19 protein-coding genes are annotated in these 18313 nt (G+C 44.8%); 2 read left to right on the top strand and 17 right to left on the bottom strand.

Going from position 1 to position 18313, the window contains the following annotated elements; translation table 11 throughout:
- Window positions 1–14 precede the first annotated feature (14 nt).
- The 4 genes from CL55_RS06885 to CL55_RS06900 all read right to left on the bottom strand — a co-directional run bounded on the left by CL55_RS06885 (window position 15) and on the right by CL55_RS06900 (window position 4137).
- On the bottom strand, window positions 15–1022 hold the full coding sequence (locus CL55_RS06885) for a chlorophyllide a reductase iron protein subunit X (RefSeq protein ID WP_046330421.1): 1008 nt from the start codon (window positions 1020–1022) through the stop codon (window positions 15–17).
- Window positions 1019–1969, bottom strand: a complete 951-nt coding sequence (bchC, locus tag CL55_RS06890) for a chlorophyll synthesis pathway protein BchC (protein WP_046330422.1) — start codon at window positions 1967–1969, stop codon at window positions 1019–1021. Before bchC ends, CL55_RS06885 begins: the two co-directional genes overlap by 4 nt.
- An 81-nt stretch (window positions 1970–2050) precedes the next feature.
- Window positions 2051–3037 carry a methyltransferase gene (locus CL55_RS06895; RefSeq protein WP_052728794.1) on the bottom strand — a complete coding sequence of 329 codons (987 nt, stop codon included), beginning with the start codon at window positions 3035–3037 and terminating at the stop codon, window positions 2051–2053.
- A gap of 194 nt (window positions 3038–3231) precedes the next feature.
- Entirely contained in the window at window positions 3232–4137 is a 906-nt protein-coding gene (locus CL55_RS06900) for a polyprenyl synthetase family protein (RefSeq protein WP_046330423.1), read from the bottom strand.
- A gap of 141 nt (window positions 4138–4278) precedes the next feature.
- On the opposite strand from CL55_RS06900, the gene CL55_RS06905 reads away from it, so the two are divergent.
- Complete coding sequence (locus CL55_RS06905; RefSeq protein ID WP_082091910.1) at window positions 4279–5163, top strand: alpha/beta fold hydrolase; 885 nt, start codon at window positions 4279–4281, stop codon at window positions 5161–5163.
- Between the two features lie 99 nt (window positions 5164–5262).
- Here CL55_RS06905 and CL55_RS06910 read toward each other — a convergent pair whose 3' ends face one another.
- Both CL55_RS06910 and bchI read right to left on the bottom strand, forming a co-directional pair.
- Window positions 5263–7098 (bottom strand): magnesium chelatase subunit D, encoded by a 1836-nt coding sequence (locus CL55_RS06910; protein ID WP_046330425.1) that lies wholly within the window; start codon window positions 7096–7098, stop codon window positions 5263–5265.
- A complete protein-coding gene (gene bchI / locus CL55_RS06915) occupies window positions 7095–8129 on the bottom strand; it encodes a magnesium chelatase ATPase subunit I (protein ID WP_046330426.1) in 1035 nt (344 codons plus the stop codon). Before bchI ends, CL55_RS06910 begins: the two co-directional genes overlap by 4 nt.
- Window positions 8130–8359: 230 nt before the next feature.
- Between bchI and CL55_RS06920 the strand changes: the two genes are divergently transcribed.
- Entirely contained in the window at window positions 8360–10129 is a 1770-nt protein-coding gene (locus CL55_RS06920; RefSeq protein WP_052728795.1) for an ABC transporter transmembrane domain-containing protein, read from the top strand.
- A gap of 31 nt (window positions 10130–10160) precedes the next feature.
- On the opposite strand, the gene CL55_RS10660 is transcribed toward CL55_RS06920, so the two are convergent.
- From CL55_RS10660 to CL55_RS06970, 11 genes are all read right to left on the bottom strand, one after another.
- Window positions 10161–10325 carry a hypothetical protein gene (locus CL55_RS10660; protein ID WP_156156281.1) on the bottom strand — a complete coding sequence of 55 codons (165 nt, stop codon included), beginning with the start codon at window positions 10323–10325 and terminating at the stop codon, window positions 10161–10163.
- A 65-nt stretch (window positions 10326–10390) separates the two neighbouring features.
- Entirely contained in the window at window positions 10391–10795 is a 405-nt protein-coding gene (locus CL55_RS06925) for a BLUF domain-containing protein (protein ID WP_046330428.1), read from the bottom strand.
- A 94-nt stretch (window positions 10796–10889) separates the two neighbouring features.
- Window positions 10890–11531, bottom strand: coding sequence for an SOUL family heme-binding protein (locus tag CL55_RS06930; RefSeq protein WP_237150480.1), 642 nt, complete (start codon window positions 11529–11531; stop codon window positions 10890–10892).
- Between the two features lie 10 nt (window positions 11532–11541).
- The gene (locus CL55_RS06935; protein WP_052728796.1) at window positions 11542–12486 is read right to left on the bottom strand and encodes an LD-carboxypeptidase; all 945 of its coding nucleotides are present in this window, start codon (window positions 12484–12486) and stop codon (window positions 11542–11544) included.
- On the bottom strand, window positions 12483–12938 hold the full coding sequence (gene tadA / locus CL55_RS06940; protein WP_046330430.1) for a tRNA adenosine(34) deaminase TadA: 456 nt from the start codon (window positions 12936–12938) through the stop codon (window positions 12483–12485). The genes CL55_RS06935 and tadA overlap by 4 nt, the downstream gene beginning before the upstream one ends.
- 7 nt (window positions 12939–12945) lie before the next feature.
- Window positions 12946–13410: a 6-carboxytetrahydropterin synthase QueD gene (gene queD, locus CL55_RS06945; protein ID WP_046330431.1), complete on the bottom strand. Its 465-nt coding sequence runs from the start codon at window positions 13408–13410 to the stop codon at window positions 12946–12948.
- Between the two features lie 41 nt (window positions 13411–13451).
- Window positions 13452–14105 carry a 7-carboxy-7-deazaguanine synthase gene (gene queE / locus CL55_RS06950; protein ID WP_046330432.1) on the bottom strand — a complete coding sequence of 218 codons (654 nt, stop codon included), beginning with the start codon at window positions 14103–14105 and terminating at the stop codon, window positions 13452–13454.
- A 28-nt stretch (window positions 14106–14133) separates the two neighbouring features.
- Window positions 14134–14862, bottom strand: coding sequence for a hypothetical protein (locus tag CL55_RS06955; RefSeq protein WP_205621266.1), 729 nt, complete (start codon window positions 14860–14862; stop codon window positions 14134–14136).
- Window positions 14838–15536 (bottom strand): hypothetical protein, encoded by a 699-nt coding sequence (locus tag CL55_RS06960; RefSeq protein WP_046330433.1) that lies wholly within the window; start codon window positions 15534–15536, stop codon window positions 14838–14840. Before CL55_RS06960 ends, CL55_RS06955 begins: the two co-directional genes overlap by 25 nt.
- Before the next feature lie 45 nt (window positions 15537–15581).
- Window positions 15582–17477, bottom strand: a complete 1896-nt coding sequence (locus CL55_RS06965) for a B12-binding domain-containing radical SAM protein (RefSeq protein WP_046330434.1) — start codon at window positions 17475–17477, stop codon at window positions 15582–15584.
- Window positions 17474–18298 (bottom strand): ferritin-like domain-containing protein, encoded by an 825-nt coding sequence (locus CL55_RS06970; RefSeq protein WP_046330435.1) that lies wholly within the window; start codon window positions 18296–18298, stop codon window positions 17474–17476. Before CL55_RS06970 ends, CL55_RS06965 begins: the two co-directional genes overlap by 4 nt.
- Between the last annotated feature and the right edge of the window lie 15 nt (window positions 18299–18313).

Genomic DNA, 18313 nt, shown 5'->3' on the forward strand with positions numbered 1-18313 from the left:
TTGGCTCTCAGTCTCTATGCTTTGTCATAAATTACTTCGAGAGTTGGCTTAATCACTTCATTTTTGCCAACCATGTCAAAAATAGTTGCAGGCTCTAGTACGACATCTCTACCGACTTGGCTTGCAGAAAATAGTCCTAGCAAATCATCTGGAGCCATTGGTTTTGGTCTTACAGGTGGCGCCCCTGCAACATTGCTAGCTAACTCTTCAAAGAGTGGGCCCCATTGTGAATCTGGTCGACCGATGATTTCGTAACTAGCACTCTTTCTTCTAATATCGTCATTGGCAGGAATAACAGACAGGACGGGAATCCCAACTTGTTCAGCGAAGGCGGTGGCTTCACCAGTACCATCATCGCGGTTGATGACCATACCTGCCACACCCACATTGCCACCCAACTTCCTGAAATACTCCACTGCAGAGCAAACATTGTTTGCTACATAGAGAGACTGCAAATCGTTACTTGCTACCACAATCACTTTTTGGCACATATCGCGAGCAATTGGAAGACCAAAGCCACCGCAAACTACGTCACCCAAGAAATCGAGCAGCACATAGTCAAAGCCCCAATCATGAAAGCCAAGCTTTTCTAAGGTTTCAAAGCCATGAATGATTCCGCGTCCACCGCAGCCACGGCCAACCTCAGGTCCACCCAACTCCATGGCGTATACGCCATCGCGCTTAAAGCAGACATCGCCAATCTTGACTTCTTCACCAGCTAATTTTTTCTTAGAAGATGTTTCGATGATGGTTGGGCATGCTTTGCCACCAAAGAGCAATGATGTTGTGTCACTTTTAGGATCACAACCAATCAGTAGCACCTTTTTACCTTGTTGCGCCATCATGTAAGACAGATTGGCTAAGGTAAAACTTTTACCGATGCCACCCTTGCCATAAATGGCAATGATTTGGGTTTCCTTTTTGATCTCGCCGGTATGCACCTGATCAGGCTCAATAGCAGCCTCTTTTTTCAATGCTGCGAATTGAATCGTAATTTCTTTTGGGACGCTTGGTGCATTCATGATGCTTCTCTCCAGTCAACAATCATTTTGAGACAGTTTGGATCCTCAAATGCGGTGTGATAAGCCTCACCAATTGAGCTTGGGGTTCTGTGATGCGTAATCAATCCTTGAAGATTTAAATGTCCGCTTGAGATCATTTGCTTCACATCAGCTAAATCCTGCGGCGCCCACTGAGCGGCAATTCGAAATCTCGCCTCTTTCATGAAAGCTTTAGGAAAGTTGAATTGAATGTCCTTGTTATAAAAGCCAGCCAAGGTAATTTCGCCGCCTGGCAAGAGCTGTCCAACTAAAGAATTTAAGACGTCCACTTGACCACTGGCATCACAAATGTTTTTGTACTTGCTCTCTTGGTCCTCGCTAGGATGAACGACGGTATAACCATCAGCCTTACCCATCCGATCTGAATCAATTTCCCAAACAACGGGATGGCCACCTAACATCACTGCGATTCTGGCGATCAAGCGGCCCAGTACGCCATGCCCAACAATCAGGTCTGGTTGCAAAGCCTTCTTACCCTGAGTCACGTGATATGCAGTAGCTGCTAGTGCAAGCAATACACCTTCCTCACCAATTGTTTCAGGCAAGGCAATAATTCGATCGCTTGGCACCACAACATGAGAAGAGGCTCCGCCAAATAATCCTTTCACATCACCAAAGCATTTAGCGCCAGGTACGAACACCCGTTGATTCAAGCTAAATTTCGATTTTTTACCGACTTTAGTAATGCGGCCAACAGATTCATATCCAGGCACTAATGGATAGCCCATACCAGGGAAATCAGGCATGGTTCCATTCCAGAGTAATTTTTCTGTACCAGTGCTAATTCCGCTCCACTCAATCTGCACAACAACATCCTCATCCCTTGGCTCATCAAGCAAAAGACGCTTCAACCGAAGCTCTCCTGGAGATTCGAGTAAGACTGCTGTTGAATGAAGTTGACTAGGCATTTGTATATTTTTATTTACTTTACTGTATGTAAACTAATTTATACACATTAAAGGATATGCACATTAGTATTTACCCCTAAATTAACGACTAATTAGTAAAACTTGGGCATTAATTGGCATGTTGGATGGTAAAACCTCCACTTTTTTAAAGCCTGAGTCGATTGCCAGGGCCGAAATCTCGGAAATACTCCTTGGTTTACCGCGACCCATTGCCAATAGATAAAAACCAAAATAAGCCCGTCCCATCGCAGGGTGACCCGGTGTATCAGCCATCGGCTCAGCGATTAATAGCTTTCCATTGGGCGGGAGCGCTTCAAAAATCGAACGCAAAAGAATTTTGACGCGCGCATCGTCATGATCAAAGATCACCCGAATCAATGTAATCAAATCGGCACCATGAGGCAGAGGATCTTTAAAAAAATCACCGCCGTATACCTGAATATCTTTTTGTTTTTGGTCTTTCAAAAAACCATCTTGTGCAAGCTGCGCTACGCCTGGAAGATCAAATAATTTTCTCTGTAATTGAGGCGCATTCAAATGAACCCGTTTTAAAAAAGTTCCTTGACCACCACCAACATCCAGAAGACATTGGTGCCTAGAAAAATCGTATGCATCGACTACTTGATCGGCGACTAGTGGTAGTGATGCTGACATTAAATCTGAATAATTTTTAACGCGCTCTTTATCTAATAAAGATTCTTGTTCCTTTTCATCTTCAGAAACATAAGGCCAAAATTTTTCTAGATTTTTATTTTTAATACCACCCGATAACAACAACAAAGGGTCTTTAAGATCTTCATACAGTACGGTGTGATGCTCGATCATCGCAGACAATGCAGTGTTGCCAACCATGGGGGCGCCGAGTGTACCTAAGCCATATCTCTGATGAGAGCGCATCTCTAGGAGATCAATCGATACTGCGCCATCGAGTAACTTCTGTAATGCATCCAACTCAAGACCGCAGTTATTTTTTATGAACCCGATTTCTAATGGGCCATTTTTCAACAGGTTAAATAAATTGATTCGAACACAAGCAAGCAGTATCTGTGTGTAGACAAAGCCAGCCATCAAATCAAAAAGTTGATTGGCTCTTTTTTTGCAATTCGATTGATAAAAGGAATTTTTGAAACTGCGTTTTGAAAGCGACTATTTGCAATGAGTTGATCTCGATAGATACAGAGCTTTTCCCAAAGACTATATTCGCTCTGGCTTACATTGATCACGGCTGACTCTAGGGATGACATGCTCAGTATCGATTCAGTCTAAGCAAATTGCCTTTGAGCAACAACGGCAATATGTCTTTCATCATCCTGAAACCATGAAGATGGGAGAAGTCTCTCTGCCTCAAATGCCACCAGCCTTTTTAAAGCAACGTCTCCTTTGCAACTCGGTATTGAGGAGATGGCTTTTCCAACCAGAGTATCAAAATGCTCAACAGCGCCATTGAGTCCCAATTCTTTTGCAGAACTTGGACGATGATGCTCTTCATCCTGGCCTGATGGCTTACCAAGAAACTGGGCATCCCCTAATACATCACGAATATCGTCGGCAATTTGATAGGCCTCACCTAGCCATTCGCCCAAGCCCATCCAGGTTTGTGCATCGGCACCAGCAGCTTGTGCACCGCTAGCTGTTGCTGCAGCAAACAGTGCGCCCGTCTTTGATCTTTGGTAGTCACTGAGAACTGCTTGCGATTCACACTCCCAGGATTGCCCTGCAATAATTCCGAAGGGTGCCCCTACTCCCTCAGAAATTGTTTTGATAATGGGGGCTAAACGTTGTGCTGATCTTCTCGAAGCCGCAGCAACCGTTTGGTAGGCCATCACAATCAGAGCATCGCCCGCCAGTACCGCAAGTCGCTCTCCAAACTCTTTATGAACCGAGGTTTGACCGCGGCGCATTTCCGCATCGTCAAAGCAGGGCAAATCATCATGCACCAGGGATCCGCAGTGAATCATCTCAATCGCGATTGCACTTGCCATCGATAACTGTGGATCATCGTTACCGCAAGCATGAGCAACTGCCAGAGTAAGTTGCGGTCTAATGCGCGCACCTCCAGGAAACACAGCATGTCTGATTGCCTTACTCAATAAAGCCGGGCCTTTTGCTGACTCATGGGACTTCAAGGCTTGCTCTAAGGCTCTATCCAAATGCTTGATTGGTGACATGTTCTTGCCCCTAAAGGAATAAATTACTTTGTCAAAATAAGAATACGATTTAATATGTAAAAAAATATAGACACTATTTGGAAAGCTGTCAAACCAATTTATTCGGGTAAACCCTTAATTTTGAAATGTAAGTTGTTACAGATGATGAAAAGAATTCCAAAAGATTGGCCCAATAGCGCCTTTAGCCAGGAAATTCAGGTTGGGGATTTGTTTTGGCACGTTCAAGTTTCTGGAACCTCACCAAGTCACCTACTTCTGCTTCACGGTACTGGATCATCGGCACATACTTGGGGGGCAATCTTTACAGAGCTCTCCAAGCATTACACGGTGATTGCAGTTGACTTACCTGGTCATGGCTTTACAAAAAACTTAGGTAATAAAACACTGAGCCTAGATCAATTGGCTGACACACTTACCGACCTTAGGAAAGCTTTAAAGATTGATTATTTCGACAGCATTGTTGGGCACTCTGCAGGAGCAACGCTAGCCTTAAGTTACGCACTAAAAAATAAGCAGCCAAAGATGATTATTGGACTAAATCCCTCACTCATTAGCTTGCCTAATTTTTACAATAAGTTTGTAGCGCCCTTTCTCAATCCGATTGTGACTTCATCATTTTTTACGGCCGTGCTGTCCGACTTACTGCCACGGACAAACATGATTAATAGCCTACTAGATTCAACTAAATCAGTTCTGACACCTGAAAAAAGAGATCGTTATAAAACACTCTTCAAAAGTGCTGATCACCTCAATGGTTCTATGAGCTTCATGGCTGGAGCGGATATACCTAGCCTGCTCAGTCGGTGCAAGAAAATTAGCTCTCGATTGACATTTATTGTTACAGAAGATGACGGGTGGATTCCAATAAAACCACTCTGTGAAGTGATTAGAAAAGACTTTGTAAATCCTCGAATCATAGAGATCAAAGGTGGTCATTTATTCCATGAGGAATCAGAAAAACTAGCACTTGAATTCATTATGAGTGCATTAACAGAAGAAGAGGCAAAGCATGTTCACACTAACTAATGTCGCACTATGTCTAGGCCTTGTACTTGGTCTAGGACTTTTTATGAATGCCTACCTGAAGGGTAAGAAAGTCTTAAGCAAGCTTTCTCAAAAGAAGCCTTATTGAACGCTAGCAAGTTGTATAGCGGCATGCGAGATCATCTTGCCTGAGCCGCTATAGGGCAAAGCTAAATATTGCGCAGCCATCATATCAGAAAGCTCTTGCGCTAATACTTCGGGCTGAGGCGAAGTATCAACAAACAAAACACAGTGATTTTTTAATCTCAGCTCTTTAGCTGCCAACAGGGCATCGCTGTGAGCCTCTGATCTACCCCCCACTCCTTTCAGATTGACGTTGGCCTTGCCATCACTAAGGATGACGATGATGGGAGTTAAGCCTTTTCTCTTGAGTACTACAGCCATTTCATTTGCGGCTCTAAAGCCCGCTGCTAACGGAGTGCCGCCGCCACCCGGGAGTGTTGCTAGATTTCTTTTTGCCCTAACAAGCGATCGCGTCGGAGGCAGAATGAGCTCAGCTTTAGAGCCTCTCATCGATAGCATGGCCACTTCATCACGACGGATATAGCACTGGGCTAGTAATTGCTCCAATGCCCCCTTTGCCTCAGCTAAGCGCTGTGTTGCAGAGGATCCTGATGCATCCACTAAAAAAATAGTGACCGTGCCGCGTCTTTTTAAATACTGTTTTATATGCAAATCTTCAGACCGAAAATCAATCTTACTTTTTCCAGAACTGTATTGCTGTGAGCCAGCCTGTCTCTCACGCAAACGCTGCCAAGGAATCGCAGCCCGAATACTTTTTAAAACATCTAAGCGCCGGCCACCTCCTGGCTGACCCTTGCGCGAACTCATGGGTCTTCCACTGACAAAACTATTTTGAGACTCGCCAGATTTTCCAGAGGTATGTGATGCCGCATGAATCGAGCGAGCACCTTGTTTAGATTGCGCAAAAAAATCCTTAGGGACAGATGCCTTAGCCGCTGCAACGACGATATCCTCTAGCTCTTCCTGAGATGGTGGCTGAGGATTAGATTGCTGATCCCCATCTTCTTGGTCATTGTCTAAATTCTCTTCAGGATGATTGTTTTCTGGGTTCTGATCTGGGTTCTGATCTGGGTTCTGATCATTACCCTTTTCATCCTGAGAGTTTTCTCCATCATCTCGGTTTGGCTGCTCTACTTCTGGTGGTGCATGTAGTATTTTGGAATAGGTATACACCAAACGCGCTGCATCAAGCACTTCATCTTGACCCACCTCTTGCAAGCCCCGTAATGCTGCTAATGTCTTAGCAGTTTCCACTGCAAACTGGTTGGCTCTAAAAGAACCAATGCCAATCTTCAGGGCGGATTTGGTCAGCACTTCAATGAAATCAATACTACAAACTACTCGAGGTAATAATTTTTTTGCGCTCTGAATATCTTCTGCATGAATTGCTAAATTTTCTTTTGTGTCCGCGAGAGAAAATTGATCCAGATAGACTTCAAAGGCCAATCTATCCATCATCCTGGGGCTAAAGCTATCACCCGCAGTCTCTGACTCATCTAGGGCTATTACTCCAAATTCAGCGCCATGCGTAATGCTGTTATCTAATGCTTGCGAGATTAATGCCAGCACCTGGGTATCCATGCGCTCAGCCATCGATAACAATAAGAAGTTACCTTGAGCCTTCTCTAAAAGCCCTTTACTCAGCACTAAGGAACCTTGATTGAGAGTCGCCTCAATATCTAAGGAGCCCATGAGTTGCTCTGCCACTAGGTTAGCAGGCGCCTTGAGCAGGCGAGCTGTGGGGGCACACAGATCCGAGAAATAACTGAGCCATGAATCTCTAACAGGGCCAAACTGACCTCTGAGACAAACGCCTTTAAGTCCCCGAGGATTAATTGCTACTAGCGCAGCAACTATATTTGCATCAAACCACGCTACTTGATCTGAATTCACTTCGATGTATCAGCAAAGAATTCTTGCATCGCGCGCTCAATGCGCACATTGGAGCTACTGTCATCTAGGGGGTTACGGCGTAGACGATGGCCTAGTGCAATAGGGGCAATTTTCTTTAAGTGCTCTAAGTTTGCTTTTTTCTTACCCTCAAATGCAGCAAGGGCCCTTACTGCTCTCAATACAGTAAGCTCACCCCTTAAGCCATCTGTGCCCAAGTGTGCGCAAAGCTTGGTTGCCAGCTCCAGTAGACTGTCATCAACCTCAACTTTATCCAGCATTTTTTTCGACTTACTAATTTTTTTCTTCAGCTCTAATTCTTCCTCTTGGCATTGAGCAATAAATTGTTCGGGATTGCGCTCAAATTCATCACGCTTTTTGATGATCGATACCCGCTCTTTAAAGTCCGAAGGAGTTCGTACTTCGATGGATAGTCCAAAGCGATCCAGCATTTGTGGGCGAAGCTCGCCCTCTTCAGGATTACCGCTTCCAATCAAAACAAATCGTGCCGGGTGCCGAATACTTAAGCCCTCGCGCTCAATAATATTTTCGCCAGAGGCGGCAACATCAATCAGGAGATCTACTAAGTGATCCTCAAGCAAATTGACTTCATCGATATACAGGTAACCACGATTTGCTTTAGCTAGCAGCCCTGGCTCAAATGACTTAATCCCCTGTGTCAGCGCTTTCTCAATATCTAAGGCACCAACCACCCTATCTTCAGTTGCTCCCAAGGGCAAGTCAACGACAGGTACAGGAATTAGCTGTGATGACAGTTTTTGCCCGCTCGCTTTTTTGGCCAAGCAGTCTGTACAAAGATTAGTAGAGTCTGGATCACAGTGATAGTGGCAAGCGGCAACCGACTTCATCTCGGGCAACAAGGAAGCTAAGGAGCGAATGGTGGTAGATTTTCCTGTACCGCGATCACCAAAAATCAGCACCCCACCAATAGAAGGATCGATTGTACAGAGTATGATGGCAAGCTTCATTTCAGCTTGTGAGACTATTGCTGTGAACGGAAAATTAAGGGCCATCGCTATCCTAAGGCAGATTAATATGTAGTTTCAATTTTACTTAGATTAGTGTAACTAAAAGTACGTAAAACCCCTTAATATTCCTAGAATTGACCTGTTACGACATTCAAAATAAAAGTTTGATTAGCCCATTTGGGCAAGTGAAAGCCTAGCCTGTGGGGACCCAAGCTTCCTGATGTCGAGGCTTTAAAGCGTCCCTCCAGCACACCGTACCCATAGAAAAACCATCAATGCCTGAAAACAAAATGCCAGCAAGCAATAAGCTAAAAGCCTTAAAAACACTTTTACCTTTTATAAGACCCTACAAAAGACAGCTTTTATTAGCAACCATCAGCCTCATTCTTGCCGCCGGTGCAACCCTAGTAATTCCACTTTGTTTTAGAACCATCATTGACCAAGGCTTTAGTGAGGCAAGCCAAGCTCAAATAAACCGTACTTTTATTAATTTGTTCGGCGCGGCAGTCGTATTGGCTTTTGCTAGCTCCTTGCGTTATTACCTCGTGTCATGGCTTGGCGAAAGAATCACTTGCGACATCCGGAAAAAAGTCTACTCCCATATCATTTCTCAAAGCCCTGAGTTTTTTGAGACTCAGCAAAGCGGAGAGATACTCTCTCGCATCAACAATGACACCACCATCATTCAGATCCTCTTAGGTACTAGCATTTCAATGGCGGTCAGGAATCTATTTTTATTGCTTGGCGGCATGGCAATGATGTTCATTACCAGCATTCAACTATCCTTACTGATTTTATTCACCCTCTTGATTACAGTCATTCCCGTCGTCTTCATGGGAAAGAAAGTTCGACAGCTTTCTAGAAACTCTCAAGACAAAATTGCCCTTACATCCGCAATAGCTGGAGAAAAGATTAATGCAATTTTTACGGTGCAATCCTTTGCAAATGAAGAAAAAGAAATCAAAGTCTTTAATCAATCGATTGAAAAATCATTCTCAGCATCAATCAATCGTAGTGCTGCACGAGGAAAACTGACTTTTGTTGCCATCCTTTTAGGTTTTACTAGCATCATCTTGGTCCTATGGCTTGGCGCTTATGCCGTGAGTAATCAGGAAATATCTGGTGGTCAACTCACCCAGTTTTTTCTTTATGCGGTCATTGTTGCTGGTGCTATAGCGGCACTATCTGAAGTTCTTGGAGATGCGCAAAGAGCAATGGGTGCCGGGGAACGACTGCTAGAGCTTTTGAACTCTCAGCCCAAAGTGGTGAGTCCACTATCACCACATATCAGGACTCAAAGTGCAGATAAAGCAATTCATGTTCAGATTGAGAATCTTAGCTTTGCTTACTCATCTAATCCCAATCTCGTCCTGTCTGACATCAATCTATCGATTCAGGCAGGCGAGAAAATTGCTCTAGTGGGCCCTTCGGGATCTGGCAAAACAACGCTCTTTAAATTAATACAACGCTTCTATGACCCCCAATTTGGTTGCATCAAATTTAATGACGTTGATATTAGAGAATTTAAGTTAGATGACTTGAGAAGATTAATTGGTCTTGTGCCACAGGACATCAGCATATTCTCTGAAAATGCCTTAGAAAATATTCGCTATGGAAGGGAAGATGCGACCGATGCTGAAGTACATGAGGCGGCTGTGCAAGCTGCTGTCGATGAGTTTATTTCCAGACTTCCAGAGCGCTACGAATCTTTTTTGGGGGATCGGGGAGTCAGATTATCTGGCGGACAAAAACAGCGCATTGCAATAGCAAGAGCACTACTTAAAAATCCCCCGTTACTACTTTTGGATGAAGCAACGAGCTCTCTAGATGCAGAATCAGAAAGGCTAGTTCAGCAAGCTCTTGAAGTGGCCATGAACGGCAGAACTACCATTGTCATTGCGCATAGACTCTCTACCGTCAAAAAGGCAGATCGGATCATTGTGATGGAGCATGGTCGAATTATTGAGACTGGTAACCACGCAAGCCTGTTAGCTCAATCAGGACTGTATTCGCAACTAGCAAAATTACAATTTACGGATATATAATGTCTACTCCCTAAGGGAGCGCCCTGCACACTTAGAAATTGAGTTTAGATACGAACCAGACGCAAGCAGCGATCGTTGAGAAGATGCCTGTAAAGATCAAGATGCCCGTAAGGTAAATATTTTTTGATTTATCACGTATTGAAATAATGCGATTTTGTTCCATTTTTGCGCCCATAAACTCGTTTAACTGATGCATGTTAATACATTTGAGCCAAGGGCGTATGGCGCCTAAACTATGCCCATTGAAAAGCGCTTACTGATTTAGTTTTTTCCCTCACCCCGTAAAGCCGCCAACAGGGGGTGACCAACTGGAAAATTCACTTCCTCGATAGCAGCGCTTACCTCGGGTAAGCCTTTAAATAATTCCTTATCACCCTGAAAAACCATAGTCCACTTTTCAAAGCTCCTAGCGCTAATACTTTTTCTCTCTACTAATCGAATATTTTTATGGCGATCATCTTTTTGAATTTTTTCCCACAATGCATCAATCACATCCTCGGGTCCCTCAATCACTTGCCCAAATTGATTATTTTCAAAGATGAGTGCGCCAGTAATTTCTAATCTGAGGTTTCTCAAATAGGAGTGATAGAGAAGGCGCATGAGACCTAAAAAGGACATCCCTTGAACGGGTTCACTTACATAGGTTAATTCAATCAGTTTTGACATTGCTACATACTATGGAGGAATATTGATAGTTTCTGTAGGCATATACCCTAAAGTAAGTGCCTGAAAGATTTGTACCTTCGAATACTATCTTCAATTAATCCCGAAGTGTTATCAGAATTTCATTACGGCGCATGAAGGGTATAGACCAAGGAGGGTTATAGCGTGCAAATTGGGGGCTTCCGATTGTCTGCCATTGCTTACTTTTGACCCACTCTTCTAAAGCCTTAGTTTTTTCAAGGACTTTAGCTTCGTTATAAAACCCAGAGAAGGTAATTGCCGCACGTTTTTGCGCAGGTAACTCCCGAATGGTCACCAAGGGATTGATTGGTTTTGGCAGCGTGGCCATGGTGTACTCAGAAGGCATTACGAAAGAAAATACCCACTGATTTACACCTTTCGCAGAATCTTTGCTGGCCTCAATACCCACCGGGACAGTCATTGCAATCTTAGTGCTTTGTGCTGTTTCTATTCCGACCGGAACAGTCATAGAAATTTTTTCACTGACTTGATTTTGCCCAAAAATGAAAGCGGCTATCAAACGAAATCCTTGGCTAGAGGCAGTATCCAAATCACCCTCTACTTTGACCTCAGCAATCAATTGAGGAGCGTAAGCACGAAGCTCGAAAGGTTCTGATTTTTCAATAATAGAAAATTTAGGTTCTTCAGTGGCCATTACAGTACTCGCAATCAATACGCTAGTTAGGAATACTAAGATTCGGGAGGGGGAAATTTTCATAATCAATTACTTACCAGGTTGAGTGAATAGTAAATCCCGATACATCATATTGAATGTGGGCTTGCGCACCCACTGGCAAAGTGAGCTTCTCAGCTTGATGCCCAAACGGTAATCCTGTTAATACGGGAATATTCTCAGGAAGACGCTTACTAATTACTTCAATGGCAGTTTCTAGTGCGTAACCACGATCATTGTCATAAAGACGATAGGCCGAGAATCCACCCAAGAGGATGCCACTTTGATTAGTTAATATGCCTGCATCTAATAATTGCATCAGCATCCGCTCAATCCGATATGGATGTTCATTGACATCCTCCAGAAATAAAATCCCGCCTTGAGTTTGCTGCTGATTTGGCAAGTAAGGCGTTCCAACCAAACCTGCCAGCACTGTTAAGTTTCCACCCCAGAGCATTCCTGACGCTTGGCCTGAGGCAGGCTTTCTTAAAAAGGGTTGCGCGGCTTGGATAGTGCAATCTAATTTACGATCTTCAATTGCTTTCTGAAAATGCGCCCACATAAATGCATTAGGAGTAACGCCCTCACCCTGCTCGCCCTGGCAAGCAAAATCAAAATTGAGCATAGGTCCAGCCAGAGTGACTGCACCAGTTTTAGCTAACAAGCCCAACTGGAAAACTGTGAAATCACTGTGTCCGCAAATTTGTAAGCCACTCTTAATAGCCTTACTAATGGAGCTCCACTCAATATCCGGGAGCAAGCGATGCAATCCGTAACCGCCACGCATAGCTACAGCAACGCTATCGGGAGAGAGCGTGGCAAGTTGATTGATTTCAGCTAAACGCTCAGCATCCGAGCCAGCAAAACGTTGATCAACTCGATCTACACAAGCGACATTGAGAACTTCAATACCCTGCTTCTGAAGCCACTCGATTCCAGCTATTGGGCTGCGTGTATCTAGGCTAGCTCCAGATGGAGCAATTAAATGAATGGACTTCAACGCCGCTCCTTAAAAAAATTACGCAGTATTTGCCCGCACTCTTCACTCATGATGCCACCTTCAACCTGGGTCTGGTGGTTAATCTGTTTTTCCGAGAATATATTGAGCACACTTCCTGCGGCACCAGTTTTAGGATCCGCAGCGCCAAATACCACGCGCTCCACTCTGGCATGTAGCATCGCTCCAGCACACATGGTGCAAGGTTCTAGGGTGACGTAAAGCGTTGTACCAGGCAGACGATAGTTTGATTCGTCTCGAGCTGCGGTACGTAATGCCATCATTTCTGCATGGGCGCTTGGATCGCTATTACTAATCGGCTGATTAAAGCCTGTTGAGATTACCAGACCATCCCGAACCAAGACGGCACCTACAGGCACCTCACCGGCCGCGCCTGCGAGCTTGGCTTGATCCAAAGCTTGTTGCATAAATTGACGATCAAGCTCTGCTTGCATATTACTTTTATGAGTGAGAAACGTCAGCCCAACAATTGGGAGTTTCATAAAGACGAATAGATGCTAACTTAAGTCGACCATCAAAAGCTTTTTCAAAAACTGGCTGCAATACTCTAAAGGCAGCACTGGCCAAATTCTCAACAGTGGGTACATGCTCCATCACCACCGTCTTATGGTTAGGGATAGAATTTAAATAATCTACCAATCCAGCATCTTCTTTAGCCACCAGAAACGCATGATCCCAGGGCTCAACTACATATTGATTGGTAAGGCGCTTGATATCTCCAAAGTCCAAGACCATGCCATCATCCGCCTTGCCAGGATGATCTGCAATCACACCGGTTAGCGTGACTTCAATTGCATAGCGATGGCCATGTAGGTGACGACACTGACCATCATGATTCGGAATGCGATGACCTGAATCAAACTCAAGTCGACGAGTGATAGAAATAGCTTCTTGCTTTGCGGTCATTTTATGTTTTCTAAATACTTAAAATTTACTTGATCAGACTCTTATCGGATACCAATGATCTTATGGGTCTGAACACTTAAGCGCCACAAGGGACGTTTCTGACAGAGGCGAACTGCTAATGCGAGGTTTTCTTGGAGATTTGGACCATCCATAGCTTGCAAGAAGCGATTGCGATAATCCATCTTCTCAAACCGAGCTAATAAGGTTTCGATAGAGGCGTGTCCAGCCTGAGGTATTACCAACTTCATCTCATCGGCTTGCAACACAATGAGTTCAGAGCCAGCCTTAGGACTAACGCATACCCAATCAACTCCCTTGGGCACCTTGATTGTTCCATTCGTCTCAATGGCAATGGCAAAGCCCTTGGCATGCAAAGCATCAATCAAGGCAGTATCAAGCTGTAGTAGTGGCTCGCCACCAGTAAAGACAACGTAACGTTGTTGTGGTCCCGCAGAGGTGCTGCTCCATACGTCTTCAATGGTGTCGGCCAATAGAGAGGCAGTTTCAAACTTTCCACCGCCAGCGCCATCACTCCCAACAAAGTCGGTATCGCAAAATTGACAAACTGCAGCAGCACGATCTTCTTCGCGACCGCTCCATAGATTGCAACCAGAAAATCGGCAAAATACAGCCGCACGACCAGCGTGGGCGCCCTCACCCTGAAGGGTTGGAAAGAGTTCTTTTACGGTATACATAGCTATGACCTGATTTTAAGCTCTTTGCTTACTTCCAGGACACAAGCTCCCACTCTAAATAGTCTTCCCAAAGGGCATTACTCCAAAACATATCAGCCCATAGATAGCGTCCATAACCGCGCCGAATAACCCACCGTCCGATTTCCGGGGAAAACCAGATATCTTCTTGGCGATAGTTAGCCACTCGAGAAAAATCATTGCTGGTGAAATAAGGCGCCTCACTTTGATACTTCAGGACCGGGAATTGACCTGCGGGAGTGCTGACACCCTCCCAGCCTACTGCGGTAATATTCAAGCCCCAGTAGTAATCATTGTCTGGATAACCAAGCACCTGATAACGATTACGATAAAACCCAGACCATCCTGGAGCCAGCTGCTCAGGCCATAAGGGGATGGGCTGTAAAAACCGTTGGGAAGGATTCCAATGGGGATCTTGAACAATGTAACCCCAAGGTTGCTGAATTTCATCGGGAAGTGGCCCTGCTTTTAGTCCGCTACGCTCAATTCGAACCTGAGGTCCAACAGAAACCACCCTCTCCGTAACAATATCTACCAGCTCTTGATTGAATACATTGCGTACGTTGTAGACCCATTGCTGACCGACTTGCGGCGCCCTCACTTTTGGAGGGTTAATGGGTTGCGGTAAAGGTGTTGAAGCTGGATAAGGCTGTGAAGCAATGCAAGCCACCAGCAGTGCTGGCGACAGCGATAAAAAAAGCCTCCGTATGGCGTTTACTTGTAAGAGCTCAACTGCCATTGATAGCTACCTTCTAAAATCACTCCACCAATCTGCCCCTGAATTTGATAGGAACCAGATGCCTCACGCGCAACCCAGCGACCAATCTGAGGTGCAAACCAAACCGTTTCCTTACGGATGCAATCAACCTTGTTTGGATCTTCACTCTCATAATTAATCAGAGACTGAAAACGGAGCGCCACGAACTCTCCAGCAGGAACAGTAATTTTTTCCCAGCCCTGAACAGTCATATATTCCCGCCAATCCATTCTCGAGTCTGAGTAGCCAGCGATGCTGTACTTAGTATTGAACTGCTTCGCCCAAGTGGTAGATAACTGTTCAGGCCAAAGCGGCAAGGATGGACTGAAGTTGAGCAAGCGTGACCACTGTGAATCAGTAGCAACCATTCCCCATGAAGTTTGGATTTCACTAGGTAAGCGAGCGCCATCAGCTGTGGATCGATCAAGCACAATAGTTGAACCAATGTTAGCAACACGCTCAGTAATCACATCTAGCGTTTTACCGTCAAAAATGTTTTTCTTGATATAGGTCCACTCTTGACCAACTTGCGGAGGACGAACTATAGGTAGTGGCTTTGGCTGAGCAACTGGAATACCATGCTCATAGGAAAGGCTTCCACAAGCCACGGGAGCCAGAGCGGCTGATACGATAAAAGTACGGCGAGATAAATTCATGTTTTTACCTAAGGTAATTGAACGAAATAAGTGACCTACTAAAGTTTATACATGCCTCAAAGCTTTAGCTATTTTATTGCGTCCCAGCGAGGTTTTTGGAGTACCAGGCATATCAAACCACTGATGGGTTTCCGCCTCAAAACCTACGCCATGCATAAAGTTATAGATCGCCTTTTTGAGGCCCATACCAAGATGATCGTGATCTACACCTGTGGGATCGATAAAGGCAACATCATTCTTAGCAAAACTAATAGGCGGCAATGGGACGAGTTCGATTCCATAGGCTGCTGGATCAAGCCCTACTGGGGAATGGACTGTGCAAGTAAATCGATGGAAAAAGCCACTCTGAATACAGCCATTCTCAAAAAGCTGACGAACATACTCTAGCGAGTCGACAGTTTCTTGAACGGTTTGCGTTGGGAAACCATACATTAGATAGGCGTGCACCAAAATACCTGCATCTGAAAAGCCTTTTGTCACTTGCGCCACCTGCTCAACTGAGACCCCTTTTTTCATGAGATCGAGAAGTCTGTCGGAAGCAACTTCCAAGCCGCCGGACATCGCAATACAACCACTTTGTGCTAACAACTCAGATAGCTCTAGAGTAAAGGTCTTTTCAAAACGAATATTGCCCCACCAAGAAATTACCACCTTACGCCGAATGAGTTCTTCAGCAAGGGCTTTCAAGATCTTCGGTGGCGCAGCCTCATCTACAAAATGAAATCCCGTCTGACCAGTCTCCGCAACAATCGCTTCGATACGATCGACCAATAGACTTGCTGAAGCTGTTTCATAACGAGAAATGTAATCTAGACTGACATCACAAAAGCTGCATTTCTTCCAATAGCAGCCATGCGCAACCGTGAGCTTATTCCAACGCCCATCACTCCATAAGCGATGCATGGGGTTAAGCATATCCAATAAAGATAAATAAGAATTGAGTGGTAGACCATCCCACGTGGCAATGCCTACCTCTTCAAAAGGCACATCAGGCTCTTTCCAGTTGATATAACGCACTTCATTAGCAGTAGTTCGGATAAAGGTACGAACCAATCTTTCTGCAGAACGCTTGCCATGTAAATATTCTAAGAGTGCAAGCAAAGGTCGCTCACCAGAGTCAAGGGTAATGTAGTCAACAAAATCAAACAGGCGTGGGTCAGTGAGCTCACGCAACTCAGTATTAACGTAGCCACCACCAAGAACAATTTTGATGCTGGGGTAATGCTGTTTGATAGTTTGAGCAATTCGCAATGCAGCATACATTGCTCCTGGAAATGGCACTGATAACAATACTAAAGTGGGCTGATGCTTTTCTATTGAGGACTTTGTGAGCTCCTGTAGATACAAATCCATTAATGTAGGGCTGGCTGCTAAGGCATCTGCTAAGGGGGTAAAAGTAGGCTGACTACCTGCCAAGGCTTCTGCATAACGAACAAATTCAAAACGCTCATCCACTGCATCCCGCAAAACGTCAGATAAATCGTTGAGATAGAGGGTAGCCAAATGACGTGCTCGATCTTGAGAGCCTAATGCGCCAAATGCCCATGCCAATGAATCACCACCGTCCACTTCATCATAAGAATCTAAAGATGTGAAGCGAGGGCCTTCAGGCAATAAAGTGCGACTGTTGATGCGATGGGCAAGAGTGCTATCTCGTCCTTGTAAGAATGCAATTGCTAAAGCGATCGTACTTTTGTAATCGGCAAAGTAATCGAGAAAAAAATTGACACTCGCACTGCGATTTTCTTCGGGGAGATTTAAGGCTTGATCTTTGATCTCCCACAAACCCTGTGGGGTGAAGAAGCCTAGGACTAGGGCTAAAGCTAAATCATCCTGAACAGCATCAAAGCCACGAGAGCGCAAAAAACCAGTGAGATAAGCCGTTGATGGATACGGCGTATTGAGCTGCGTCATCGGCGGAATCAGACTCAAGATCTTCATGCTGCTTGCGTCCGCTTCTCACTAAGAGATTCCAGTATCTCTAATTCATCGGAGCTAAAGCCAGCTTGCTCACGCGCCTCAAAATTAAACGGCCCCCTCAAAGTAGGAGCACGGTATTTCTCAGCTAATTCTCGATAAGTCGTAATCGGGGATAAGCTCTCTTTAGTACAAAGGAAATTAAACCAACGATTGCCGATCAGTACATGGCTGATTTCATCATGAAGAATAATCTCTAAGATTTCAACTGCACGATCATCTTGAATTTGCCTAAACCGATCCCGAATCTCTGGAACAGCATCAAGACCTCTTGCCTCCATGGTTCTAGGAACCAGCGCCATCCTGGCAATCACTGAATCCGAAGTTCTCTCCACCATCTCCCACAGGCTATTGTGAGCCGGGAAATCGCCATAGCTAAATCCAAAGGAATGTAAATGGGCATTGATCAAACTGAAGTGATATGACTCTTCCTTGGCAACCTTTAGCCAGTCCTCGTAATAAGCCTTGGGCATATTTGGAAAGCGCCAAATGGCATCTAAAGCCAAATTCATGGCATTAAATTCGATATGCGCTAGGGAGTGCCAAAGAATAGCCCTACCTTCAACCGTATCCATTTTTCTTTTGGGAACCCACTTTGGCGCCACTAAATCGGGCTTAGCCGGTCGTCCAGGAAGATTAAGATTTGCAGAGTCAAATACTTCAGAAAGATTTAAGGCAATGCGCCCACCTTGATACTCATCAAACAAATGCCCTAGCCGACTGACCTTGATCTGGGGATCGGTACTTACCAAGATTGCGAGAGCTTCACCTCGTAACTCAAGCATAAAGATAGAGGTGGG

The sequence above is a fragment of the Polynucleobacter duraquae genome, from assembly GCF_000973625.1.
Taxonomy (GTDB): domain Bacteria; phylum Pseudomonadota; class Gammaproteobacteria; order Burkholderiales; family Burkholderiaceae; genus Polynucleobacter; species Polynucleobacter duraquae.